This window comes from Streptomyces nodosus, from assembly GCF_008704995.1.
Classification (GTDB): Bacteria; Actinomycetota; Actinomycetes; order Streptomycetales; family Streptomycetaceae; genus Streptomyces; species Streptomyces nodosus.
On record NZ_CP023747.1, the window covers coordinates 4,390,801 to 4,415,799 of the forward strand.

General features: G+C 69.5%; 18 protein-coding genes and 1 tRNA gene. 11 read left to right on the forward strand and 8 right to left on the reverse strand.

Features of this window, described 5'->3' with window-relative positions; all coding sequences use genetic code 11:
• Positions 1-34 precede the first annotated feature (34 nt).
• From CP978_RS19885 to CP978_RS19895, 3 genes are all read right to left on the reverse strand, one after another.
• On the reverse strand, positions 35-667 hold the full coding sequence (locus CP978_RS19885; RefSeq protein ID WP_043442970.1) for an NAD(P)-dependent oxidoreductase: 633 nt from the start codon (positions 665-667) through the stop codon (positions 35-37).
• 54 nt (positions 668-721) lie between these two features.
• Complete coding sequence (locus CP978_RS19890) at positions 722-1,762, reverse strand: adenosine deaminase (protein WP_043442972.1); 1,041 nt, start codon at positions 1,760-1,762, stop codon at positions 722-724.
• Between the two features lie 159 nt (positions 1,763-1,921).
• On the reverse strand, positions 1,922-3,148 hold the full coding sequence (locus tag CP978_RS19895; RefSeq protein ID WP_043442973.1) for a pyridoxal phosphate-dependent aminotransferase: 1,227 nt from the start codon (positions 3,146-3,148) through the stop codon (positions 1,922-1,924).
• A 262-nt stretch (positions 3,149-3,410) separates the two neighbouring features.
• On the opposite strand from CP978_RS19895, the gene CP978_RS19900 reads away from it, so the two are divergent.
• The 11 genes from CP978_RS19900 to CP978_RS19955 all read left to right on the forward strand — a co-directional run bounded on the left by CP978_RS19900 (position 3,411) and on the right by CP978_RS19955 (position 17,903).
• Positions 3,411-3,483, forward strand: a tRNA-Trp gene (locus CP978_RS19900).
• A 109-nt stretch (positions 3,484-3,592) separates the two neighbouring features.
• Positions 3,593-3,880 carry a preprotein translocase subunit SecE gene (gene secE / locus CP978_RS19905; protein ID WP_043442975.1) on the forward strand — a complete coding sequence of 96 codons (288 nt, stop codon included), beginning with the start codon at positions 3,593-3,595 and terminating at the stop codon, positions 3,878-3,880.
• 81 nt (positions 3,881-3,961) lie between these two features.
• Positions 3,962-4,771 (forward strand): transcription termination/antitermination protein NusG, encoded by an 810-nt coding sequence (gene nusG, locus CP978_RS19910; RefSeq protein WP_043442977.1) that lies wholly within the window; start codon positions 3,962-3,964, stop codon positions 4,769-4,771.
• A gap of 250 nt (positions 4,772-5,021) precedes the next feature.
• On the forward strand, positions 5,022-5,456 hold the full coding sequence (rplK, locus tag CP978_RS19915; protein WP_043442978.1) for a 50S ribosomal protein L11: 435 nt from the start codon (positions 5,022-5,024) through the stop codon (positions 5,454-5,456).
• Between the two features lie 93 nt (positions 5,457-5,549).
• Positions 5,550-6,275 (forward strand): 50S ribosomal protein L1, encoded by a 726-nt coding sequence (gene rplA, locus CP978_RS19920; protein ID WP_043442980.1) that lies wholly within the window; start codon positions 5,550-5,552, stop codon positions 6,273-6,275.
• Positions 6,276-6,493: 218 nt separating this feature from the next.
• Entirely contained in the window at positions 6,494-7,393 is a 900-nt protein-coding gene (locus CP978_RS19925; RefSeq protein WP_043442982.1) for an SCO4651 family lipoprotein, read from the forward strand.
• Between the two features lie 117 nt (positions 7,394-7,510).
• A complete protein-coding gene (locus CP978_RS19930) occupies positions 7,511-8,374 on the forward strand; it encodes an SCO4651 family lipoprotein (protein ID WP_043442985.1) in 864 nt (287 codons plus the stop codon).
• A 288-nt stretch (positions 8,375-8,662) separates the two neighbouring features.
• Positions 8,663-9,193 (forward strand): 50S ribosomal protein L10, encoded by a 531-nt coding sequence (gene rplJ / locus CP978_RS19935; protein WP_043442987.1) that lies wholly within the window; start codon positions 8,663-8,665, stop codon positions 9,191-9,193.
• 111 nt (positions 9,194-9,304) lie between these two features.
• The gene (rplL, locus tag CP978_RS19940) at positions 9,305-9,688 is read left to right on the forward strand and encodes a 50S ribosomal protein L7/L12 (protein WP_043442989.1); all 384 of its coding nucleotides are present in this window, start codon (positions 9,305-9,307) and stop codon (positions 9,686-9,688) included.
• 710 nt (positions 9,689-10,398) lie between these two features.
• Complete coding sequence (gene rpoB / locus CP978_RS19950; RefSeq protein WP_043442990.1) at positions 10,399-13,884, forward strand: DNA-directed RNA polymerase subunit beta; 3,486 nt, start codon at positions 10,399-10,401, stop codon at positions 13,882-13,884.
• 98 nt (positions 13,885-13,982) lie between these two features.
• Positions 13,983-17,903 (forward strand): DNA-directed RNA polymerase subunit beta', encoded by a 3,921-nt coding sequence (locus tag CP978_RS19955; protein WP_043442992.1) that lies wholly within the window; start codon positions 13,983-13,985, stop codon positions 17,901-17,903.
• 80 nt (positions 17,904-17,983) lie between these two features.
• Here CP978_RS19955 and CP978_RS19960 read toward each other — a convergent pair whose 3' ends face one another.
• The 5 genes from CP978_RS19960 to CP978_RS19980 form a co-directional block, all read right to left on the reverse strand.
• Positions 17,984-18,901, reverse strand: a complete 918-nt coding sequence (locus tag CP978_RS19960) for a M48 family metalloprotease (RefSeq protein WP_227745414.1) — start codon at positions 18,899-18,901, stop codon at positions 17,984-17,986.
• Positions 18,902-19,499: 598 nt separating this feature from the next.
• Positions 19,500-20,048 (reverse strand): Pycsar system effector family protein, encoded by a 549-nt coding sequence (locus CP978_RS19965; RefSeq protein ID WP_043442994.1) that lies wholly within the window; start codon positions 20,046-20,048, stop codon positions 19,500-19,502.
• The gene (locus CP978_RS19970) at positions 20,045-21,709 is read right to left on the reverse strand and encodes a hypothetical protein (RefSeq protein WP_184750536.1); all 1,665 of its coding nucleotides are present in this window, start codon (positions 21,707-21,709) and stop codon (positions 20,045-20,047) included. The genes CP978_RS19965 and CP978_RS19970 overlap by 4 nt, the downstream gene beginning before the upstream one ends.
• An 80-nt stretch (positions 21,710-21,789) precedes the next feature.
• Entirely contained in the window at positions 21,790-24,003 is a 2,214-nt protein-coding gene (locus tag CP978_RS19975; protein ID WP_043442996.1) for a hypothetical protein, read from the reverse strand.
• Complete coding sequence (locus CP978_RS19980) at positions 24,000-24,887, reverse strand: hypothetical protein (protein WP_150478257.1); 888 nt, start codon at positions 24,885-24,887, stop codon at positions 24,000-24,002. Before CP978_RS19980 ends, CP978_RS19975 begins: the two co-directional genes overlap by 4 nt.
• Positions 24,888-24,999 lie beyond the last annotated feature (112 nt).

A 24,999-nucleotide genomic window follows, 5' to 3' on the forward strand; every position in this document is an offset into this window, starting at 1 on the left:
CCGGAGGGTCACGCCGCACAGGTTGAAGATCAAGCTAGTAGGCCACCCCCACCCCCTGCTTCACCGTCCCCCGGTCGTCCAGCATCGCCAGCATCGCGTGGGCCACATCGGCGCGCGCGATGAACCGGCCGCCGCGGGGGAAGCCGCCGACGACCGTGCGGTACGCGCCGGTGAGCGGCTTGTCCAGCAGCCGCGGCGGGCGTACGACCGTCCAGTCCGTGGCGCTGCGGGCCAGTTCGGCCTCCATCGCCGCGAGGTCGGCGTAGACGTCCTTCAGGACCGCCGAGACCACACCCCGGACGGCGCGGTCGAGCAGTCCGTCGCCCTCGGGCGCGGGGCCGACCGGAGCGGCGCTCACCACGAGCAGCCGGCCCACGTTCTCCGCCGCCATGGCGTCCAGCACCGCCCGTGTCAGCCGTGTCGCCACCCCGGCGTCCCGGCGGCTGCGCGCGCCGAGCCCCGACAGGACAGCGTCCCGGCCGGCCACCGACGGACGCAGCGCACCGGGGTCGACCAGATCCGCGCGGAACACCTCCAGGCCCGCACCGGTCACGGTGAACCGCGCGGGATCCCGTACGACGGCGGTGACCTGGTGGCCGGCGGCCAGAGCCTGGCGCACGATCTCCCGGCCGATGCCGCCGGTGGCACCGAACACGGTGATTCTCATTCGGCTGTCCCTTCCGTCGTCCCTTTTGTATCGCTCACATGGACACCGCCCGGGTCAGGGGGCCGGGGTGTTGATCCAGTCGTCGATGCCCGCCAGCAGTTTCGCCTTCGCGTCCTCGGGTGCCGCCGACCCCCGCACCGACTGGCGGGCCAGTTCCGCCAGCTCCTCGTCCGTGAAGCCGTGGTGGTGACGGGCGATCTCGTACTGGGCCGCCAGACGGGAGCCGAACAGCAGGGGGTCGTCGGCGCCCAGCGCCATCGGGACCCCGGCTTCGAACAGAGTGCGCAGGGGGACGTCCTCGGGCTTCTCGTAGACGCCCAGTGCCACATTCGACGCCGGGCACACCTCACAGGTCACCCCGCGGTCCGCCAGCCGCCTCAGCAGCCGGGGGTCCTCCGCGGCGCGCACCCCGTGGCCCAGCCGGTCCGCGTGCAGATCGTCCAGGCAGTCGCGGACCGACGCCGGACCGGTCAGCTCGCCGCCGTGCGGGGCCGACAGCAGACCGCCGTCGCGGGCGATGGCGAACGCGCGGTCGAAATCCCGTGCCATGCCCCGGCGCTCGTCGTTCGAGAGGCCGAAGCCCACCACTCCGCGGTCCCCGTACCGCACCGCCAGACGCGCCAGCGTGCGCGCGTCCAGGGGGTGCTTCATCCGGTTCGCGGCGACCAGCACACGCATTCCGAGACCGGTCTCCCGCATCGTGGTGTCGACCGCGTCCAGGATGATCTCCAGCGCCGGGATCAGACCGCCCAGGCGCGGCGCGTAGGACGTCGGGTCGACCTGGATCTCCAGCCAGCCCGAGCCGTCCTTGACGTCCTCCTCCGCGGCCTCCCGCACCAGCCGCTGGATGTCCTCGGGTTTCCTGAGGCACGAGCGCGCCGCGTCGTACAACCGCTGGAAGCGGAACCAGCCGCGCTCGTCCGTCGCCCGCAGCTTCGGCGGCTCCCCGCTGGTCAGCGCCTCCGTCAGCGCATCGGGCAGCCGGACCCCGTCCCTGTCGGCGAGTTCCAGCAGGGTGGCGGGCCGCATCGAGCCGGTGAAGTGCAGGTGCAGATGGGCCTTCGGCAGCTCAGAGACATCACGTACATGCTCCATTCCAGGATCCTGCCCGACACTCCCGCCGCACCGGTAGCACTTTCCCCCTTCGTGGTCTTGCTCGCACAAACAATTCATGGTCCCGCTCGCACAGACGAACGGGGCGGTCACCCCACGCATTCGTGGGTGACCGCCCCGCGGACCGGGAGCGGGACGACGTCAGTCCCGCGCCTCCGCCAGCAGCTTCTGGATCCGGCTCACGCCCTCGACCAGGTCCTCGTCACCGAGGGCGTACGACAGCCGCAGATAGCCGGGGGTGCCGAAGGCCTCGCCCGGGACGACCGCGACCTCGGCCTCCTCCAGGATCAGCGCGGCCAGCTCCACCGAGCTCTCCGGGCGCTTGCCGCGGATCTCCTTGCCGATCAGCGCCTTCACCGAGGGGTAGACATAGAACGCGCCCTCCGGCTCGGGGCAGACCACGCCGTCGATCTCGTTCAGCATCCGCACGATGGTCCTGCGGCGCCGGTCGAAGGCCTCGCGCATCTCCGCGACCGCCGTCAGATCGCCCGACACGGCCGCCAGCGCCGCCACCTGCGCGACGTTCGACACATTGGACGTGGCATGCGACTGGAGGTTCGTCGCCGCCTTCACCACGTCCTTCGGGCCGATGATCCAGCCCACCCGCCAGCCGGTCATCGCGTACGTCTTGGCGACGCCGTTGACCACGATGCACTTGTCGCGCAGCTCGGGAAGGATCGCCGGCAGCGAGGTGAACGTCGCGTCGCCGTAGACCAGGTGCTCATAGATCTCGTCCGTCAGCACCCACAGACCGTGCTCGACCGCCCAGCGGCCGATCGCCTCGGTCTCCGCCTCGCTGTAGACCGCGCCGGTCGGGTTGGAGGGGGAGACGAAGAGGACGACCTTGGTCTTCTCCGTACGGGCCGCCTCCAGCTGCTCGACGGAGACGCGGTATCCGGTCGTCTCGTCCGCGACGACCTCCACCGGGACACCGTCGGCCAGCCGGATCGACTCCGGGTACGTCGTCCAGTACGGCGCCGGGACGATCACCTCGTCGCCCGGGTCGAGGATCGCGGCGAAGGCCTGGTAGATGGCCTGCTTGCCGCCGTTGGTGACCAGGACCTGGGAGGCGTCCACCTCGTAGCCGGAGTCCCGCAGCGTCTTGGCCGCGATCGCGGTCTTCAGCTCGGGCAGTCCGCCGGCCGGCGTGTAGCGGTGGTACTTCGGGTTTCTGCAGGCCTCGACGGCGGCCTCGACGATGTAGTCCGGCGTCGGGAAGTCGGGCTCACCGGCGCCGAAGCCGATCACCGGACGCCCGGCGGCCTTGAGGGCCTTGGCCTTGGCATCCACGGCGAGGGTGGCGGACTCGGAGATCGCGCCGATCCGGGCGGAGACCCGGCGCTCGGTCGGAGGGGTTGCAGCGCTCATGCAACCCATCGTTTCAGACCGGAATCACCCTCGGCACGCGGGTTTCACAGACTGAACAGGACCGGACCGAGGACCGAACCCATGTCCGGATCCAGAGGGTCACCGGGCCGATCTTCCGGCGGCAAAGCCCTTACGGGAACTTTCTGTTCGACGACCGGCCCCGGAGCACGTACACTCTCACCTCGTTGGCCACCAGCGGCTGCTTCGGGTCGGTGCACACCGCGCACCCGGTCGGATGCGGTACGTTGGGGCTACACAGCAAAGGGTCGTAGCTCAATTGGTAGAGCACTGGTCTCCAAAACCAGCGGTTGGGGGTTCAAGTCCCTCCGGCCCTGCTACACACTCTCCACCAGGAAGTGTGCGCACAGTACGTATGTTTTGCACTCGCCGTGCGGCTCAACCGGGCGCGGCACGGCCACGACCCGGGAATTCAGGTGAGGACGAGTGACGGACGCCGTGGGCTCCATCGACATGCCTGACGCCCAGGACGAGGTGCAGGAGTCGAAGAAGAAGACCCGCAAGGGCGGGAAGCGTGGCAAGAAGGGCCCGCTGAAGCGCCTTGCCCTCTTCTATCGTCAGATCATCGCGGAGCTGCGCAAGGTCGTCTGGCCGACGCGGAACCAGTTGACGTCGTACACCACTGTGGTGATCTTCTTCGTCGTGATCATGATCGCCCTGGTGACTTTGATTGACTATGGGTTCAACCACGCCGCCAAGTACGTCTTCGGCTGAGCCGAGAGCGAAGGACGCCGTTGGTGCCCGGCGTCCCTTTCGCGTGTTCCACCCCTATGTATCCAGGAAGAAGCAGCCACCGTGTCTGACCCGAACCTGAACGACGCCATCGAGCCGGACGAGTCCGTGGATGATGAGCTCGACATCGTCGAAGGCGCGGACGAGGTCGACGAGGCCGAGGCTGCCGAAGCCGCCGCGGGCGAGCCGGCAGAGCAGGCCGCTGTGCACGTCGTGGACGAGGACGAGGCCGTCGAGGGTGCTTCGGAGCCCGAGCTCGACCCGGTCGAGAAGCTCCGCGAGGAACTGCGCTCCCTGCCCGGCGAGTGGTACGTGATCCACACCTACGCCGGTTACGAGAACCGCGTGAAGACCAACCTCGAACAGCGCGCCGTCTCGCTGAACGTCGAGGACTACATCTTCCAGGCCGAGGTGCCGCAGGAAGAGGTCGTCCAGATCAAGAACGGCGACCGCAAGACCATCCGTCAGAACAAGCTCCCCGGCTATGTGCTGGTGCGCATGGACCTGACGAACGAGTCCTGGGGCGTCGTGCGCAACACGCCCGGAGTCACCGGCTTCGTCGGCAACGCCTACGACCCCTACCCGCTGACCCTGGACGAGATCGTCAAGATGCTCGCCCCGGAGGCCGAGGAGAAGGCCGCCCGCGAGGCCGCCGAGGCCGAGGGCAAGCCGGCTCCGCAGCGCAAGGTCGAGGTCCAGGTGCTGGACTTCGAGGTCGGCGACTCGGTCACCGTCACCGACGGCCCCTTCGCCACGCTGCAGGCCACCATCAACGAGATCAACGCCGACTCCAAGAAGGTCAAGGGCCTGGTGGAGATCTTCGGCCGCGAGACGCCGGTCGAGCTCTCCTTCGACCAGATCCAGAAGAACTGACGTCACGGTCGTCCGACCGAGCCCCTGCCCAGCGGTTTCCTGCGGGCGGGGGCTCTTTCGTGCCCGGGCCCCGGGCATCGGATCCGCTCCGCCGACGAGGAACGGCACACCTGCCGCCGAGGGGCGGCCGGGGGCCGATTTCTTGTCCCGAGGTGACACCGGCTATCGTTGTGCGGTATGCCTTCCGCGGGATGCACGCATCCAACGGCGCGGAGGGTACTCAACCTCTCAGTAAGGACCCGGAGAGAGCATGCCTCCCAAGAAGAAGAAGGTCACGGGGCTTATCAAGCTCCAGATCCAGGCCGGCGCAGCCAATCCGGCCCCGCCGGTCGGCCCGGCGCTGGGTCAGCACGGCGTCAACATCATGGAGTTCTGCAAGGCCTACAACGCCGCGACCGAGTCGCAGCGCGGTTGGGTCATCCCGGTGGAGATCACGGTCTACGAGGACCGTTCCTTCACCTTCATCACCAAGACGCCGCCGGCCGCCAAGATGATCCTCAAGGCCGCGGGCGTGGAGAAGGGCTCCGGCGAGCCGCACAAGACCAAGGTCGCCAAGATCACCCAGGCGCAGGTCCGCGAGATCGCCCAGACCAAGCTGCCCGACCTCAACGCCAACGACCTGGACGCCGCCGCGAAGATCATCGCCGGTACCGCGCGTTCCATGGGCGTCACGGTCGAGGGCTGAACCCCACCTTCGTAGAACATGCGGCTCCGGCCGCACGTGGCAGGGCCTGCTCGGCCCGCACCACGACTCCTTTCAGAACACTCAGGAGCAGTTGTGAGCAAGCGCAGCAAGGCTCTCCGCGCTGCGGACGCCAAGGTCGACCGGGAGAAGCTGTACGCCCCGCTCGAGGCCGTCCGTCTCGCCAAGGAGACCTCCACCTCCAAGTTCGACGGCACCGTCGAGGTCGCCTTCCGTCTGGGTGTCGACCCGCGCAAGGCGGACCAGATGGTCCGTGGCACCGTGAACCTCCCGCACGGCACCGGTAAGACCGCCCGGGTCCTGGTCTTCGCGACCGGTGACCGTGCCGAGGCCGCTCGTGCCGCGGGCGCCGACATCGTCGGCGCCGACGAGCTCATCGACGAGGTGTCGAAGGGCCGCCTGGACTTCGACGCCGTCGTCGCCACCCCGGACCTCATGGGCAAGGTCGGCCGTCTCGGCCGTGTGCTCGGTCCCCGTGGTCTCATGCCGAACCCCAAGACCGGCACCGTGACCCCGGACGTGACGAAGGCTGTCACGGACATCAAGGGCGGCAAGATCGAGTTCCGCGTCGACAAGCACTCGAACCTGCACTTCATCATCGGCAAGGCGTCCTTCGACGACACCAAGCTGGTGGAGAACTATGGCGCGGCCCTGGAGGAGATCCTCCGTCTGAAGCCGTCCGCCGCCAAGGGTCGTTACATCAAGAAGGCCGCCATCACCACCACGATGGGCCCCGGCATCCCCCTCGACCCGAACCGCACCCGCAACCTCCTCGTCGAGGAGGACCCGGCCGCCGTCTGATCCTGACGGCAGCCGCGGTCCTGCGCAGCTGACGACGGGCCCCGTACCTTCCCAGGTGCGGGGCCCGTCGGCGTTCGGGCACCGGACCGCCGCGCGTGGGCGCCCGTGCCGTGAGAAGCGGCCCTGGGAGAAGAGGCACATGCCGTTTCACCCCGGGCACGTGCTCTTTTCCCCTCCCGGAGTTAGCGTGATGATCACGGAGCGGGTGAGGGGGACGGATGAGGGACCGGATCATCAGGCGGGGCGTCCTCTCGATCGCGGCGCTCGCCGCGCTGTCCGCCGTGGCGGCCTGCGGATTCTCCGGTGACGGTGAAGCCCACCGGCACTCCGTGGCGCCGTCGGACGGCCGAACGGGCCGTGCCGAGGGGCCCCATCGCACAGACCCGCGGACCGCGACCGCCCTGCGCGCCGTCGAGCAGGCCACCGCCAGGGCCGGCTCCGCGCGGATAGAGTCCACCACGGCCATGGGCGGGATGCTCTCCCTGAAGACGGAGGGGGCGCTCGGCTGGTCCGGGGACTCCGTCGGCACCCTGAGCATCACCTACACCGGCGGCCGGCTCGCCGAGACCATGCGCACCCTCAACAGCACCTCCATGGAGGCCCGGCTGCTCCCCGACGCCTACTACGCGAAGGTCGGAGCCGCCTTCGCCCGCCATCTGCGGGGCCGCCACTGGATCCAGTACGCCTACGACGACCTGACGGCCCTGCCGGGCGGCTCCGGGGCCTATCTGTCGGACCAGCTGCGCAGCACCGCCCCACTCCAGCCGGTCCGCCTGCTGCTCGCCTCCGGGAACGTCCACCGGGTCGGCGAGGAGACGGTGCGCGGCCGGCGTACCACGCACTACTCGGGCACGGTCACCACGGCAGCTCTCACCGGGCGGGGTGCCGCGGGGCTCAAGGCGCAGCTGGAACAGGCGGGGGTCACCACGGAGACCGTCGACATCTGGGTCGATGACCACGACCTGCTGGTCAAGAAGGCCGAGCGGGGCGAGCTGTCGACCGGACGGATGTCCTCGACGGCGTACTACCGCGAGTACGGGGTGAAGGTCACGGTCGCCAAGCCTCCGGCCGCGGACACCGCCGATTTCAAGGAGCTGATGGACACCCAGGGCTCCTAGGGCTCCTGGGGCGTTTCGCGGCGGGCGGCGCGGGAAGGCAGGGGGCGTTGTCACCGGGGCGGGATAAGCTCACGATCTTGCTGTTAATCGTCTATGTGTTCCTTGGGGGGAATCACCATGAAGGTTGCCGTGCGTGGAACGGCGGGGCGTGGGGCGACGGGCGTGGTGCTCGCGGCTCTGATCCTGGGCGGCGGGGCAGTCGCCTGTTCGAAGGGTGGCGCGGACGAGCCGCGGATGACGCCCGCCGCGGCCGTGGCCAAGGCCGCGAAGAACAGCCAGGACATCAGCTCCCTGCACTACCGGATGACCGGCACGGTTCCGGGCTCGGGCAAGGTCGAGGCCGAGGCCGAGATGAGCATGAAGCCCCTCGCCATGTCGATGAAGATGACGGCCGAGGAGCAGGGCACCGAAGGACCGATCGAGATCCGGCTCGTGGATTCGGTGATGTACATGGGCGGGAACGCCGAGCTCGCCAAGGAGATGAACGGCAAGAGCTGGATGAAGTTCGACCTGGGGAACCTGGGCGAGGACGGGGGGCTGGGCACCGACCAGTTCGGCGCCGGCCAGGCGAGCCAGAATCCGGCCCAGGAGTCCACCTTCCTCACCGGCTCCAAGAATGTGACGGAGGTGGGCACCGAGACCGTCGACGGCGTGAAGACGACCCACTACAAGGGCAAGATCACCCTCGCCGACCTGCGCGCCGACCTCAAGAAGCAGAAGCTCGACAAGGAGACCCGCAAGGGCCGCGAGAAGAGCCTCGAGCAGTACGAGAGCCTGGGCGCCGACAAGCTGACCATGGACATGTGGATCGACGGCGACGACCACACCAAGCAGTTCCGGATGCACGGCGACGCTGAGCAGGGCCCGCTCGACATCACCATCACCTTCCTCGACTTCAACAAGCCGGTGACGGTGAAGGCCCCGCCGGCCAACGACACGGCCTCCCTCGAGGAGATGATGAAGGAGGCCCAGCAGGGCTGAGCCCCCTCGTGCGGGAACGGATTTGCCCCACGGCGATCCGTTCCCGTAGTCTCCCTGTCGAAGCCAAAGACCGCTGGTCGTCGCCGTGTGCTCGCACGAGGGCGCGGTGACCGAAGGATCCGCTGAATTGCGGACGACCCGCGCAGGTGACAGTGGAAGAACTCCCGGAGCACATGCGTTCGCCGTATGTGCGACCGGTCGAGTCCGCCCCGTGCGCCTGCGCCGGGGCGTTTCGTTTTCTCAGCCCCTTCCGAGCGGTCCCATCACCCGGAAGGAGGCCGACGCTCTATGGCGAGGCCCGACAAGGCTGCCGCGGTAGCCGAGCTGGCGGAGCAGTTCCGTAGCTCGAACGCCGCCGTGCTGACCGAGTACCGGGGTCTCACCGTGGCGCAGCTCAAGACGCTGCGTCGTTCGCTCGGTGAGAACGCCCAGTACGCCGTGGTGAAGAACACGCTGACCAAGATTGCGGCCAACGAGGCCGGGATCAACACGCTGGACGACCTGTTCAACGGTCCGACGGCGGTCGCCTTCGTCACCGGTGACCCGGTGGAGTCGGCGAAGGGTCTTCGTGACTTCGCCAAGGACAACCCGAATCTCGTCATCAAGGGCGGTGTCCTCGACGGCAAGGCGCTGTCGGCCGACGAGATCAAGAAGCTTGCGGACCTCGAGTCCCGCGAGGTTCTGCTCGCCAAGCTGGCGGGCGCCTTCAAGGGCAAGCAGACCCAGGCTGCTCAGGTCTTCCAGGCGCTCCCGTCGAAGCTCGTCCGCACCGTGGACGCGCTTCGCGCCAAGCAGGACGAGCAGGGCGGTGCCGAGTAACTCGGCTCGCGCATTGACCGCCGCCTGAGGCGACGGTCACAGCGGGCCGAACGTACGCCCGCCATACATGTACATCCGGCACCAGCCGAATCAATGGAAGGATCGCCCATCATGGCGAAGCTCACCCAGGATGACCTGCTCGCGCAGTTCGAGGAGATGACCCTCATCGAGCTCTCCGAGTTCGTGAAGGCGTTCGAGGAGAAGTTCGACGTCACCGCCGCCGCCGCGGTCGCCGTCGCCGCCCCGGGTGCCCCCGGCGCCCCGGTCGAGGCCGAGGAGGAGAAGGACGAGTTCGACGTCATCCTCACCGGTGCCGGCGAGAAGAAGATCCAGGTCATCAAGGTCGTGCGCGAGCTCACCTCCCTCGGCCTGAAGGAGGCCAAGGACCTGGTGGACGGCGCCCCGAAGCCGGTCCTGGAGAAGGTCAACAAGGAGGCCGCGGAGAAGGCCGCCGAGTCCCTCAAGGGCGCCGGCGCCTCCGTCGAGGTCAAGTAAGACCTCCTCGGGTCCACACCCGGGCTCACGGGTCCGCACGGGACCCCTGGGGCCGTACGGGACGGGTGTCCCGTACGTGCCCCTGCCGTGCATGTGACGTGCAGCTCACTCGAACGCCGTAACGACCTCGCTCGGGTCGCTCGCGGCTCACTCGTGGGGCTGTAACGCGAACGCGCTGAAGAGCGATCATCCATCCGGGTGGTCGCTCTTCGGCGTTCCGGAGGGTCAGGCGGCGGCTGCCTTGCGGCTGTCGCCGCGGGGAGTATGGTGATCTTCGTCGTGCCTCCCGAGGGCCCCGGTGACAGGCGGCACGTGACGAGGGCAGCACCCGGTTTTCGGCCAGGGGGGCCTTGACGAACTGCACGCAGCGCGCAATTCTCAGGACGCGTCGTCACAACGATCCGGATCCGAGGCATGGATCGACGACGAAGAGGGCAGTATCGATGTGCATCGAGGGCGTGGCTTGCTGCAGGTGTTGAGGAATAACGAGGGTGTCCGTCGTGAGCCTTCAAACCCGCACTGGACATCAGTGTGCCAAGTGGCTACACTGACCCTTTGCGCTGCCTGTTAGCTGCCTCCTGCCCGTCACCAGGAGCACGCTCCTTGCTTGAGCACGACGATCATGAGTCTCTGACCTGGGACTTCCATCTCTGTGCCCGGCGAGGACAGGGACGCGCGTAGTGAGTCCGAGCCCTCGGAAGGACCCCCTCTTGGCCGCCTCGCGCACTGCCTCGACCGCGAATACGAACAACGGCGCCAGCACCGCCCCGCTGCGCATCTCCTTTGCAAAGATCAAGGAGCCCCTCGAGGTTCCGAACCTTCTCGCGCTGCAAACCGAGAGCTTCGACTGGCTGCTCGGCAACGACGCGTGGAAGGCTCGCGTCGAGGAGGCTCTGGAGTCAGGTCAGGACGTCCCCACCAAGTCCGGTCTCGAGGAGATCTTCGAGGAGATCTCCCCGATCGAGGACTTCTCCGGGTCGATGTCGCTGACGTTCCGCGACCACCGCTTCGAGCCGCCCAAGAACTCGATCGACGAGTGCAAGGAGCGCGACTTCACGTACGCGGCTCCGCTCTTCGTCACGGCCGAGTTCACCAACAACGAGACCGGCGAGATCAAGTCCCAGACCGTCTTCATGGGTGACTTCCCGCTCATGACGAACAAGGGCACCTTCGTCATCAACGGCACCGAGCGTGTCGTGGTGTCGCAGCTGGTCCGTTCCCCCGGTGTCTACTTCGACTCCAGCATCGACAAGACGTCCGACAAGGACATCTTCTCCGCCAAGATCATCCCGTCCCGGGGTGCCTGGCTGGAGATGGAGATCGACAAGCGTGACATGGTCGGTGTCCGCATCGACCGCAAGCGCAAGCAGTCCGTGACCGTCCTCCTGAAGGCGCTCGGCTGGACGACCGAGCAGATCCTCGAGGAGTTCGGCGAGTACGAGTCCATGCGCGCCACCCTGGAGAAGGACCACACCCAGGGCCAGGACGACGCGCTGCTCGACATCTACCGCAAGCTGCGCCCGGGCGAGCCCCCGACGCGTGAGGCCGCGCAGACGCTGCTCGAGAACCTCTACTTCAACCCGAAGCGCTACGACCTCGCGAAGGTCGGCCGCTACAAGGTCAACAAGAAGCTGGGTACGGACACCGGGCTCGACGCGGGTGTCCTGACCGTCGAGGACATCATCGCCTCGATCAAGTACCTGGTGAAGCTGCACGCCGGTGAGATCGAGACCGTCGCCGACAACGGCGAGACGGTGGTCGTCGAGACCGACGACATCGACCACTTCGGCAACCGTCGTCTGCGCAGCGTCGGCGAGCTCATCCAGAACCAGGTCCGCACGGGTCTGGCGCGTATGGAGCGCGTCGTGCGCGAGCGCATGACCACGCAGGACGTCGAGGCGATCACGCCGCAGACCCTGATCAACATCCGGCCGGTCGTCGCCTCCATCAAGGAGTTCTTCGGCACCAGCCAGCTGTCCCAGTTCATGGACCAGAACAACCCGCTGTCCGGCCTGACGCACAAGCGGCGTCTGTCCGCGCTGGGCCCGGGCGGTCTCTCCCGTGAGCGGGCCGGCTTCGAGGTCCGTGACGTGCACCCCTCGCACTACGGCCGCATGTGCCCGATCGAGACCCCCGAAGGCCCGAACATCGGTCTGATCGGCTCGCTCGCCTCCTACGGCCGGGTCAACGCGTTCGGTTTCGTCGAGACCCCGTACCGCAAGGTCGACGAGGGCCAGGTCACCGACGAGGTCGACTACCTGACGGCCGACGAGGAGGACCGCTTCGTCATCGCGCAGGCCAACGCCACCCTGACGGACGACCTGCGCTTCGCCGAGAACCGTGTCCTGGTCCGCCGCCGCGGCGGTGAGGTCGACTACGTCAGCCCCTCGGACGTGGACTACATGGACGTCTCGCCGCGCCAGATGGTGTCGGTCGCGACCGCCATGATCCCGTTCCTGGAGCACGACGACGCCAACCGTGCCCTGATGGGCGCGAACATGATGCGCCAGGCCGTTCCGCTGATCAAGTCGGAGTCCCCGCTCGTCGGCACCGGCATGGAGTACCGCTCCGCCGTCGACGCCGGCGACGTCGTCAAGGCCGAGAAGGCCGGTGTGGTCCAGGAGGTCTCCGCGGACTACATCACCACCGCCAACGACGACGGCACGTACATCACCTACCGCCTGGCCAAGTTCGCCCGCTCCAACCAGGGCACCTCGGTCAACCAGAAGGTCATCGTCAACGAGGGCGACCGCGTCATCGAGGGCCAGGTCCTCGCCGACGGTCCGGCCACCCAGAACGGCGAGATGGCGCTCGGCAAGAACCTGCTGGTGGCGTTCATGCCGTGGGAGGGTCACAACTACGAGGACGCGATCATCCTGTCGCAGCGCCTCGTGCAGGACGACGTCCTTTCCTCGATCCACATCGAGGAGCACGAGGTCGACGCCCGTGACACCAAGCTCGGCCCCGAGGAGATCACCCGGGACATCCCGAACGTCTCCGAGGAGGTCCTCGCCGACCTCGACGAGCGCGGCATCATCCGGATCGGCGCCGAGGTCATCGCCGGTGACATCCTCGTCGGCAAGGTCACCCCGAAGGGTGAGACCGAGCTGACGCCCGAGGAGCGCCTGCTGCGCGCGATCTTCGGTGAGAAGGCCCGTGAGGTCCGTGACACCTCGCTGAAGGTGCCGCACGGTGAGACCGGCAAGGTCATCGGTGTGCGCGTCTTCGACCGCGAGGAGGGCGACGAACTGCCGCCGGGCGTGAACCAGCTGGTCCGCGTCTATGTCGCGCAGAAGCGCAAGATCACCGACGGTGACAAGCTCGCCGGCCGCCACGGCAACAAGGGTGTCATCTCCAAGATCCTGCCGATCGAGGACATGCCGTTCCTGGAGGACGGCACCCCGGTCGACATCATCCTCAACCCGCTGGGTGTGCCGTCCCGAATGAACCCGGGACAGGTCCTGGAGATCCACCTCGGCTGGCTCGCCAGCCGCGGCTGGGACGTCTCCGGCCTCGCGGAGGAGTGGGCGCAGCGCCTCCAGGCGATCGGCGCCGACCAGGTCGACCCCGGCACCAACGTCGCGACCCCGGTCTTCGACGGTGCCCGTGAGGACGAGCTGGCCGGTCTGCTCCAGCACACCATCCCGAACCGGGACGGCGAGCGCATGGTGCTCCCGACCGGTAAGGCGCGGCTGTTCGACGGCCGCAGCGGTGAGCCGTTCCCGGACCCGATCTCGGTCGGCTACATGTACATCCTGAAGCTGCACCACCTGGTCGACGACAAGCTGCACGCCCGCTCGACCGGCCCCTACTCGATGATCACCCAGCAGCCGCTGGGTGGTAAGGCCCAGTTCGGTGGCCAGCGGTTCGGCGAGATGGAGGTGTGGGCCCTCGAGGCCTACGGCGCCGCGTACGCCCTCCAGGAGCTGCTGACCATCAAGTCCGACGACGTCACCGGCCGCGTGAAGGTCTACGAGGCCATCGTCAAGGGCGAGAACATCCCCGAACCCGGCATCCCCGAGTCCTTCAAGGTGCTCATCAAGGAGATGCAGTCCCTGTGCCTGAACGTGGAGGTGCTGTCCAGCGACGGTATGTCCATCGAGATGCGTGACACCGACGAGGACGTCTTCCGCGCTGCGGAGGAGCTCGGCATCGACCTGTCCCGGCGCGAGCCGAGCAGCGTCGAAGAGGTCTGACGGGAGTTCCGGCGGGACTTGAGCGATCAAGGCCCGCCGGCCCCAGGACCCCCGTATCAGACCCCAAGACTCACGACCCTGAGAGGGATTGACGCATAGTGCTCGACGTCAACTTCTTCGACGAGCTCCGGATCGGCCTGGCCACCGCTGACGACATCCGGCAGTGGAGCCACGGCGAGGTCAAGAAGCCCGAGACCATCAACTACCGCACCCTCAAGCCCGAGAAGGACGGACTCTTCTGCGAGAAGATCTTCGGTCCCACCCGGGACTGGGAGTGCTACTGCGGCAAGTACAAGCGCGTCCGATTCAAGGGCATCATCTGCGAGCGCTGTGGCGTCGAGGTCACGCGCGCCAAGGTGCGCCGTGAGCGGATGGGCCACATCGAGCTGGCCGCTCCCGTCACGCACATCTGGTACTTCAAGGGCGTTCCGTCGCGGCTGGGCTACCTGCTCGACCTCGCCCCGAAGGACCTGGAGAAGGTCATCTACTTCGCGGCGTACATGATCACGTACGTCGACGAGGAGCGCCGCACCCGTGACCTGCCCTCGCTGGAGGCGCATGTCTCCGTCGAGCGGCAGCAGATCGAGAACCGTCGCGACGCCGACCTGGAGGCCCGCGCCAAGAAGCTCGAGACGGACCTCGCCGAGCTGGAGGCCGAGGGCGCCAAGGCCGATGTGCGCCGCAAGGTCCGCGAGGGTGCCGAGCGCGAGATGAAGCAGCTGCGCGACCGTGCGCAGCGCGAGATCGACCGCCTGGACGAGGTCTGGACCCGCTTCAAGAACCTCAAGGTCCAGGACCTCGAGGGCGACGAGCTGCTCTACCGCGAGCTGCGTGACCGCTTCGGCACGTACTTCGACGGTTCGATGGGTGCCGCGGCGCTGCAGAAGCGCCTGGAGTCCTTCGACCTGGAGGAGGAGGCCGAGCGCCTCCGCGAGATCATCCGTACCGGCAAGGGCCAGAAGAAGACCCGCGCCCTCAAGCGGCTGAAGGTCGTCTCCGCGTTCCTGCAGACCTCCAACAGCCCCAAGGGCATGGTCCTGGACTGCGTGCCGGTCATCCCGCCGGACCTGCGTCCGATGGTGCAGCTGGACGGTGGCCGCTTCGCGACCTCCGACCTCAACGACCTGTACCGCCGCGTCATCAACCGCAACAACCGTCTGAAGAGGCTCCTGGACCTCGGTGCCCCGGAGATCATCGTCAACAACGAGAAGCGCATGCTTCAGGAGGCTGTTGACGCCCTCTTCGACAACGGTCGTCGCGGCCGCCCGGTCACGGGCCCCGGCAACCGTCCGCTGAAGTCCCTCAGCGACATGCTGAAGGGCAAGCAGGGCCGCTTCCGTCAGAACCTGCTCGGTAAGCGTGTCGACTACTCGGCGCGTTCCGTGATCGTCGTCGGTCCGCAGCTGAAGCTGCACCAGTGCGGTCTGCCGAAGGCGATGGCGCTGGAGCTCTTCAAGCCGTTCGTGATGAAGCGCCTGGTCGACCTGAACCACGCGCAGAACATCAAGAGCGCCAAGCGCATGGTCGAGCGCGGCCGCACGGTCGTGTACGACGTGCTGGAAGAGGTCATCGCGGAGCACCCGGTTCTGCTGAACCGTGCGCCCACCCTGCACCGCCTCGGCATCCAGGCCTTCGAGCCGCAGCTGGTCGAGGGCAAGGCCATCCAGATCCACCCGCTCGTCTGCACCGCCTTCAACGCGGACTTCGACGGTGACCAGATGGCCGTGCACCTGCCGCTGTCCGCGGAGGCGCAGGCCGAGGCCCGCATCCTGATGCTGTCCTCGAACAACATCCTCAAGCCGGCCGACGGCCGCCCGGTCACGATGCCGACCCAGGACATGGTCCTCGGTCTGTTCTTCCTGACCACGGACGGCGAGATGCGGAACGTGAAGGGCGAGGAGCGCTCCTTCGCATCCGTGGCCGAGGCGATCATGGCGTTCGACGCCGGTGAGCTCTCGCTGCAGTCGCGCGTGGACATCCGCTTCCCGGTGGGCACCATCCCGCCGCGCGGCTGGACCCCGCCGGCCGACGAGGAGCCCGCGGCCGGCGACGGCTTCGGCACCGGTGAGTGGCAGCAGGGCGACAGCTTCCGGCTGCGGACGACGCTGGGCCGTGCGCTCTTCAACGAGCTGCTGCCCGAGGACTACCCGTTCGTCGACTACGAGGTCGGCAAGAAGCAGCTCTCCGAGATCGTCAACGACCTCGCCGAGCGCTACCCGAAGGTCATCGTGGCGGCGACGCTCGACAACCTGAAGGCGGCCGGCTTCTTCTGGGCCACCCGCTCCGGCGTCACCGTCGCCATCTCCGACGTCGTCGTCCCCGAGGCGAAGAAGGAGATCGTCAAGGGCTACGAGGCGCAGGACGAGAAGGTCCAGAAGCAGTACGAGCGCGGTCTGATCACCAAGGACGAGCGCACCCAGGAGCTCATCGCGATCTGGACCAAGGCGACCAACGAGGTCGCCGAGGCGATGAACGACAACTTCCCGAAGACGAACCCGATCTTCATGATGGTGAACTCGGGTGCGCGAGGAAACATGATGCAGATGCGCCAGATCGCGGGTATGCGCGGTCTGGTGTCGAACGCGAAGAACGAGACCATCCCGCGGCCCATCAAGGCGTCGTTCCGTGAGGGTCTGTCCGTGCTGGAGTACTTCATCTCCACGCACGGTGCCCGTAAGGGTCTCGCGGACACCGCTCTGCGTACCGCCGACTCGGGTTACCTCACCCGTCGTCTGGTCGACGTGTCGCAGGACGTCATCATCCGCGAGGAGGACTGCGGCACCGAGCGCGGCCTCAAGCTCCAGATCGCGGAGCGCGGCGCGGACGGCGTGCTGCGCAAGGCGGACAACGTCGAGACGTCCGTGTACGCGCGCTGCCTCGCCGAGGACATCGTGGTCGACGGCCAGGTGCTGGCCCCGGCCGGTACCGACCTGGGCGATGTGCTCATCGAGGAGCTGGTCTCCCGCGGCGTCGCCGAGGTCAAGACCCGCTCGGTCCTGACCTGTGAGTCCGCCGTCGGCACCTGCGCCATGTGCTACGGCCGCTCGCTGGCCACCGGCAAGCTGGTCGATATCGGTGAGGCGGTCGGCATCATCGCCGCCCAGTCCATCGGTGAGCCCGGTACCCAGCTGACGATGCGTACCTTCCACACCGGTGGTGTGGCCGGTGACGACATCACCCAGGGTCTGCCGCGTGTCGTCGAGCTCTTCGAGGCCCGTACCCCGAAGGGTGTCGCCCCGATCTCCGAGGCCTCCGGCCGCGTCCGGATCGAGGAGACCGAGAAGACCAAGAAGATCGTCATCACCCCGGACGACGGCAGCGACGAGACGGCCTACCCGATCTCGAAGCGCGCCCGTCTCCTGGTGAGCGAGGGCGAGCACGTCGAGGTGGGCCAGAAGCTCACCGTGGGTGCCACCAACCCGCACGACGTGCTGCGCATCCTGGGCCAGCGTGCCGTCCAGGTCCACCTGGTCGGCGAGGTCCAGAAGGTCTACAACTCGCAGGGTGTGTCGATCCACGACAAGCACATCGAGATCATCATCCGGCAGATGCTGCGCCGTGTGACGATCATCGAGTCCGGCGACGCCGAGCTGCTGCCCGGTGAGCTGGTCGAGCGCTCGAAGTTCGAGCACGAGAACCGTCGTGTGGTCCAGGAGGGCGGTCACCCGGCCTCCGGTCGTCCGCAGCTCATGGGTATCACCAAGGCCTCGCTGGCCACGGAGTCCTGGCTGTCGGCGGCGTCCTTCCAGGAGACGACCAGGGTCCTCACGGACGCGGCGATCAACGCCAAGTCCGACTCCCTGATCGGCCTCAAGGAGAACGTCATCATCGGTAAGCTCATCCCGGCCGGTACGGGCCTGTCCCGCTACCGCAACATCCGGGTCGAGCCGACCGAGGAGGCCAAGGCCGCGATGTACTCGGCCGTCGGCTACGACGACATCGACTACTCGCCGTTCGGCACCGGCTCCGGCCAGGCCGTGCCGCTGGAGGACTACGACTACGGTCCGTACAACCAGTAAGCGAGCAGCTTGAGTCGAGGGGCGGTCACTCCATTGCGGAGTGACCGCCCCTCGGCGTGTCCGGGCGGGAACCGGAGCGCTCAGCGCTGCGGCTGGAGATACGGCTGCAAGTGGTGCAGCCGCGTGTAGTGGTCCGGGTGCGAGGAGAGCAGCTTGCTGAGCGCGCTCTCCCGGACGGGGACGCCGCCGTTGCGGTAGGTCAGCTCGGCGGTCCGGCGCTGGTCCTGCTGGTGCAGCTTGTCGAGCACGGCGGCGAGCATCGGGGCGAAGCCGAGGGCGGCAGCGTGCTCGTCGGCGCGCAGCTCGGAGCGGCGGCCCACGGCGGCGAGCGCATAGGGCACACCCAGGATCAGCAGCGGAAGGCCGTAGAGCGTACCGACCGTCGCCAGGGCGATGAAGCCGAAGAACATCGCCACGAAGACGACGCCGAAGCAGCCGAACACACGCGACACCTTGAACACCACGCCGGAGAACGCCTTGAGGAACCGCCAGGCGAGGCGTCCGGGCAGCGCGTACCAGTAGCCGAGCAGCGAGGACCAGGCGTGGCCGCCGACATGGTGGCCCAGCTCGTGCGCCAGGACGGCGGCCAGTTCGCCGTTGGGCAGCTGCTCGACGGCGAAGCGGGTGACGCCGACGATATGCCCGGCTGCCGCGACCGCGTTCAGATTGTCGCTGTCCTCCACCCACAGCTCATAGGCGCGTCCCTCGATGCCGGCACGCGCCGTGACCTCGTGCCAGACCCGTTCGAGTCTGGCTTGTTCCTGCGGGGTGGGGTAGCGCAGCCGCAGCAGATGGCGCGCGAGGGCGCTCTCGGTGGGGCGGTGGAACACGAGTGCGCCGCTGAGGAGCCAGGCGAGGATCAGCAGCAGGCCGAGTCCGCCGAAGAAGACGGAGACCAGGGCGACCACAAAGAGGCTGCACAGGAAGTTCGGCAGGTGGAGCAGGAGGCTGCCGACGGCGGTGGCGTCGGTGCGCCGCTGGTCCTTGGAGATGTGCACACGCCCGTGGTCGGTGCTGATGTGGTGGGGGTGCGCCGGGTCGTGGGGGGAGAGCGCCCCGGGGGGCGGCGCCGGCGGGGGTGCCGTCGGGTAGTGGGGTGGCGGTCCCCCTTGGAGGTGGTGCGGCGGCGGGCCGGCCTGGGGGTGGTGGGGAGGGGGGCCCGCTTGGGGGTACTGCTGGGGGTACTGCGGTGGTGGGGCCGCCTGGGGGCGGTACGGTGCCGGGCCTGCTCCGGGGTGATGGGGTGCCGCTTGGGGGTACTGCTGTGGCGGTCCCGGTTGGGGGTACGGCGGTATGGGGCCGGCCTGGGGGTACTGCGGAGGGGGCCCTGCCTGGGGGTGTTGTGGGGGCGGTCCGGCCGGTGGTTGGGCGTGGGGGGCCGGGGCGGGATAGGGGTACGGGGGTGCGGCCGCCGACTGCGGATACGCCGGAGGCTGGTCGGGCTGCGGATACGGGGGAGGCTGCTGGGGCTGCGGCGGCGGCATCGGCTGCGGCGAGGCGGCCTGCGCGGACGGCCCGGGGTCTTCGGGCGGGGGCGGTGGGGATGCGGTCATGGCGAGCGTTCCTTCACTTGCGGGTGTGGGGACGGCCGGCAGGTCAGCCGATCAGCAGGGAGGCGGGCAGCAGGACCGTGCCGGCGCAGAAGGCGACGAGGCCGACCCGGATCCACCGGTGCTTCTGGGCGGCGATCCGGCTGGTCTCGGCGAGTGCTCCGGTCAGGGCCTCCGTGGGGTGGCGCTCGGTGTCGGCGAGCGCGCTCTCCAGATGCCCCTGCCGGACGGCCTGGTGGATGTCTCCGAAGTAGGACAGGGTCCGGCCCGGTTCCCATGTCCTGGTGCGGTAGCGCGGCAGCACGGCCAGCAGCAGGGCGAACAGCGACAGCGCGAGGGAGAGGGCCCCGGCCCACCACAGGGCGTTGCCCGGTCCGGAGAGCGAGACCGGGGTCCACCTCCGTCCGGCGAGCAGACCGCTGAAGACACCGGCGGTCATGCCGAGGGCGGCGACCAGGACCGATGCCTTGCTGTCGGCGCGGGCGATCTCGGCGCGCAGTTCGGTGAGGAGCCGCTCACAGAGCTCGGCGCGTGCCGTGGAGCCGTCGGCCGGAGCGCCGGTGGCCGGGGCGGGTGCGGGATCGAGGGCGGTCATGTGCTGCTCCTTCCGTCGTCGCCGCCGGCTTCCTCGGTGGCATCGGCGGCGCGCTCCACCGGGGTCCCGGGGGACTGCTCCGGGGGCGCCGCGTCCGGCCGTTCGGGTGCGTTCGGGGTGGTGCCGTAGCCGGGCGGGGGCTGCCACCCCGTCTGCGGCGGCGCATACGCGGTGGCGGGCGGCGGGGGGAAGGCGCCGGCGGCGCCGTACGGGGCGGCCGTTGCCGGGGGCGGCGGCGTGAACGGGGGCGGTCCCGGGGGTGTGTATGGACCGGCGGGCGGTCCCGGGGGCGTGTAAGGACCGGTCGCAGGAGGGCCGTACGGGCCCGCGGCAGCGGGCGGCACCGTGGGCGGTGGCGGAGGCGGCGGGGTGCCCGGGACCGGTGCCGGGCTGGTCGCCGGAGGGCCGGGCGGGGGGACCGGAGCCGCCCCGTCCGGTGGTGCGTCGCCCCGCCCGGCGTCGGTCCGCCCGGCCTCCACCTGCCCCGCCGCGTCCACCACGACTCCCGGGTAGGCGGGCCCCGTTCCTCCGGGGAGCGGGGGCGGGCTCTGGGGGACTCCGGGGAGACGCTGGTTGAGGATGTCGCTGACCGTGCGCAGCGCCAGCTGCTTCGGCCCCTCCAACTCGTAGTTCTCCGCCGCGTCACCGCTCAGCAGCTGCTTCACCAGGTCCATCTGCGCCTGGATCATGCGGAGCTGGTCCTCACGCATGCTGGTCATGACGAGCTGGGAGTCCTCCGGGTGCTGGGCGAGATGAAGCGCCCAGGAGTGGACTCCGCCCTGCTGGAGGTGCCACTGGTAGAAGTCGATCTTCTGGGCCTCGATCTGCTGCAGCTCCAGTTGCTGTTGCCCGTGCTGCAGAGCGAGCTGGTGCTGCTGCCCGCTGTGCAGCAGGGCTTGTTCGTGCTGCCACCGCTGCTGCTGGAGAAGCAGCTCCTGCTGCTGCGTGCCGTACACCATGGCTCGTTCGACCTGTAGTGCGTCCTGCTGCCGCTGACGCCGGTCCGCCTCGACGTCGACCTCCATGCCGCGCTGGGCCACCCGGACCTGCTCGGCGGCCGAGTGGTCGATGGCCTGCAACCGTTGCTGGTGCTCGATGTTCGCCTGGTCACGCCTGAGCCGCAGGGTCCAGGTGACCTGCAGTCCCGCGGGCGCTCCGAGCGGCCCCAGCACGGTGACCGCCTGCAGCAGCTCCCGTTCGGTCACCGCGCTGTCGGCGATGGCGAACCGCCGGGTCACCGGCCGGGCCGCCTGCTGGAGTTCGCCGAGCAGCAGCCCCGGCACGTCCCGGTGCCCGCTCGCCACGAACCGGGCCGGGTCCAGGACCTGCCAGGAGAGGTCGACCTCGGCCGTGAACTCGAAGGCGTCGTTGTCGCTGGGCAGCGTGAGTTCGGCCGTCCAGCGGTGCACGCCCATGTCCACCTCGTACACGGCGGTGTACCGGTTGGCGACGACCTCGGCGCGTGTCGGGCGCCGCGGCGGCGGATACGCCTCGAAGGAGCCCTTGGGGGTGGAGAAGACGAGCGCATGGTCGATGCGGACCAGCGAGCGCAGATTGAAGTCGAAGCGGGACAGCTGACGCACGGTCAGCACCGGGTCGACCAGCTGGGTGTGCCGGTCCGCCGGCTGCTGCCACTCGGGCTGGCGGTGGAAGGGGGGCATGGTGCGTGTGTCTCCTCGGAACGGACCGCCGGGCGATCGGCGGGGAGGCACGAGGTCCCCCACCGGTCGTCCCGCCGGGCTCAGCGGGTGGGGAGCGTGGTCAGCAGACGGGCCGCGACGGACGGCGGGGGCGCACCGTCCTCGCCGGGCATGGTGCGCAGCAGATGGTCCAGGCGTTGGTGCTCGGCGGGCGTGGTGACCAGCGTGGGCAGCAGTGCGGCCAGCGCCCACTCGACCGCGGTGGACCGGTCGGCGAGCAGCACCCAGGCGCGCAGCACGTCCAGTGCGTGCCGGGTGGTGCGCGGGTCGGAGAGCGCCGCCCGCCACAGGAAGGGGACGCCCTGCGCGGCGGGCCCGCCCTCGCCCGCGGCACGGGCGTACCAGCCGAGGACGAGCGGGGTGCCGGACCGCTCGTCGTCGCTGTCGGTGCGGCGGCAGGCGCTCACGAAGCCGCCGAGCGTGAGATCGCGCACCGCCCGGTCGTCGTCCAGGTGGGCGCGGAGCTCGGCGAGGACCGGGTCGCTCGCCGGTGAGAGCAGCAGCAGCTCCACCGCCTCCGCCAGCTCCCGCGCCAGTTCGCCGTCGGTGTCGTCGGGCGCGCCGGCGTACAGCCGTCGTACGGCACCGCGCAGCGCGGCCAGCGCCTGCTCGGGACGCTCGGGGCCGATCAGCCCGTAGGCCCGCACCGCCACCCAGCGCAGCCGCGGGTCGTCGCCCGCGCACCAGGCGTCGAGGATGCGGGGGATGTTGGGCGTGCCGACCAGATGGGCGAGGGTGAGGGCGTTGACGGCGACGAGCCGGTGCCGGAACCGCCTGGAGAGGCCCCAGACCTCGATGACCAGCGCCATCGCGGACGGCAGGTCGGTGCGGGCGAGCACGGCGACGGCGGACGCGGCGCGGGTGCGGACCAGGGGGCGGCCGTCGTCGGCGAGACGGCGCAGCCACTGGATCAGCGCGGGCCGGGCGGACGGATGGCCGGTCCACACCTCGCGCAGCAGCACCAGGGAGGCCCGTTCGTCGTGGAACGCCGCCTTCTGCTGCGTCACCGGGCCCCATTCGGTGTGCTCGTCCTCCCAGTAGGTGTGGGCGCGGGCCAGTTGGAGGCGCTTGCCGACGTGGGTGCCGAAGACGGGCACCTCGGGGACGCGGGAGGGGTTCTCGGTCTCCTGGAGGAAGCGGTAGAGCAGATCGCCGAGTTCGGCGGTCAGCGCGTAGGGACCGCCGTCGAAGGCGGCGAGCGCGACGAGGAACGCCTTGTCCCGCAGATGGAGCGAGGTGTCGTCCTCCTCGAACCACTCCTGGACCTGGTTCTCCAGGGACACCAGGGAGAACCGGGCGACCGTGTCCTCGGTGACGTCCCCGGCCGAGTACCGGCCGAGCAGCCGGGCGAACGCGGCCACCTCGCGCAGCTGGTGACCGCGGGTCAGGAAGTCGGTCACGGACGGCAGGTCGAGCAGCTCGGCGATGGTCTCCCGGTCGGCACCGGCGCCCAGATGGGCGGCGAGCACCTCGGCCGCGGCGGGCGGTCGCCACTCCTCGGCGGTCACGTCCTCCAGTACGGCGCCGGGTCCGACGGTGACGACCAGATAGGCGTCCTGCTCCAGGAGGCGGTCGCGGGCGGCCAGCAGATGGGTCTCGCGCAGCGGACGGTCCCGGCGGGTGGCGAGGTCGCACAGGACATGGCCACGGGCCGGGTTCTCCGGGGTGAGCCGCTCGGCGAGGGCGCCCGGGCCGGTGTCGCGGTCCAGCGTGCGGACGGGGAGGGCGCCGAGCCGGCGCAGCAGCATCAGGGCGGCGGTGCGCCGGCCGGTGAAACGGCCGCCGGACAGGACCAGGACGCGGTCGCGGCGCAGCCGGTCCAGCAGACGGTCCATGACCTGCTCATCGGCGACGAAATGGTCCGCCAGCCGCTCCAGGGTGGCGCCCGGGACCTCGCCGGAGGCGGCCGCGGACGCGGTGAGCCCCGGCACCGCGAGCTGGTAGATCTCCGTCTTGCTGCCCAGCAGGACATCGCCGGAGAAGTGGCCGCCGCTGATGCCGCCGTGCTGGTCGCCGACGACACCGCCGCTGAAGCGGGCCCTGGCGCCGACGTTCATGGTGCGGGGACTGTGGTCGACCAGCTCGCGCCGCGCCGCCCAGGCGTCCTGCGGCTGGTCGCGCTCCTCCGGCTCGTCCTCGGGGCCGGGGCCGGGGGCGGTGTCGTCCGCGGGGACCGGGTCGGCCGGCGGCGGTCCGCCCGCGGGTCCGGGCGCGGAGGCCGGGTGCGGGGACGTCTGCGCCTCGGGCGTGCTCATGTGCGCTCACCCCGTTCGCGGTGACGGTCCGCGCCGTCGCCGACGACCACATCGCCGGAGAAGCGGCCGCCGCTGATGCCGCCGTACTGGTTGCCGCCGATCACGCCACCGGTGAAGGTGGCGCCCTGGATGTTGACGACGGTGCCCGGCGCCGGGGCTCCCCCTGATCCGGCCGGCGCCGGGCGGTCCTGGTGGGATCCGTCCCGGGATCCGTCCTGCGGGGGCGCCGGCGCCGGGCGGTCCCCCGAACCGCCCGGCGCCTCCCCCGCCCCCGTGTCACCGTGGTCCTGGTCCCCCGTCGTGGCCGCCTCGCCGGGCACCGGCCCGTGCAGCCAGGCCTTGAGGGGGCCGTTCTTGCTCTCCATCGTCACCGGGTGGAAGTCGGCGGCCGGGACGCCGGTGTGGTCATGGCGCACGACCCCGGTGTAGAGGGCGTCCGAGACGCAGAGCGCGAAGTCGTCGGGCCGTTCGCGCAGGGCGGCGCGCAGCAGCCCGGCGTCCAGCAGCCGGCAGGCGTGGTTCAGGTCGGACCCGACCCAGCCGTCGTGCCGGTCCACCGCGACGTACCCGGTGGCGACGACTCCCCGCAGCCGGATCTGTGCGGAGCGGGACGCCATGCGGTTGATCGCGCGCAGCTGCGCCGGGACCTCGGTGAGCAGAGCCCTCAGCAGCGCCGTCACCGGGGCGTTGGCGTCGATGAGCTCCATCACGGAGTCGCCGCGGTCGGCCCGCAGCCGCCGGGTCTCGTCGATGCCGGCGCTCTCCAGCGCGCGGTCGGTGATGTCGTAGAGCATGCGCCGCAGATAGGCCTGCTCCACGTCGTCCCGGTCGCTGAACCTCTCGATGTCCAGCAGAAGGATCGTGCGGCTGACGGGATCGCTCATGGTCGCCTCTCGAGGGGGAACGCCGTGCAGGACAGCAGAGTGACGGCGGGAGCCCCGGAGCGGTGAGGGCGGATGACCCACTCCGAGTGTGACCGTGTGCACAGAGCGCCTC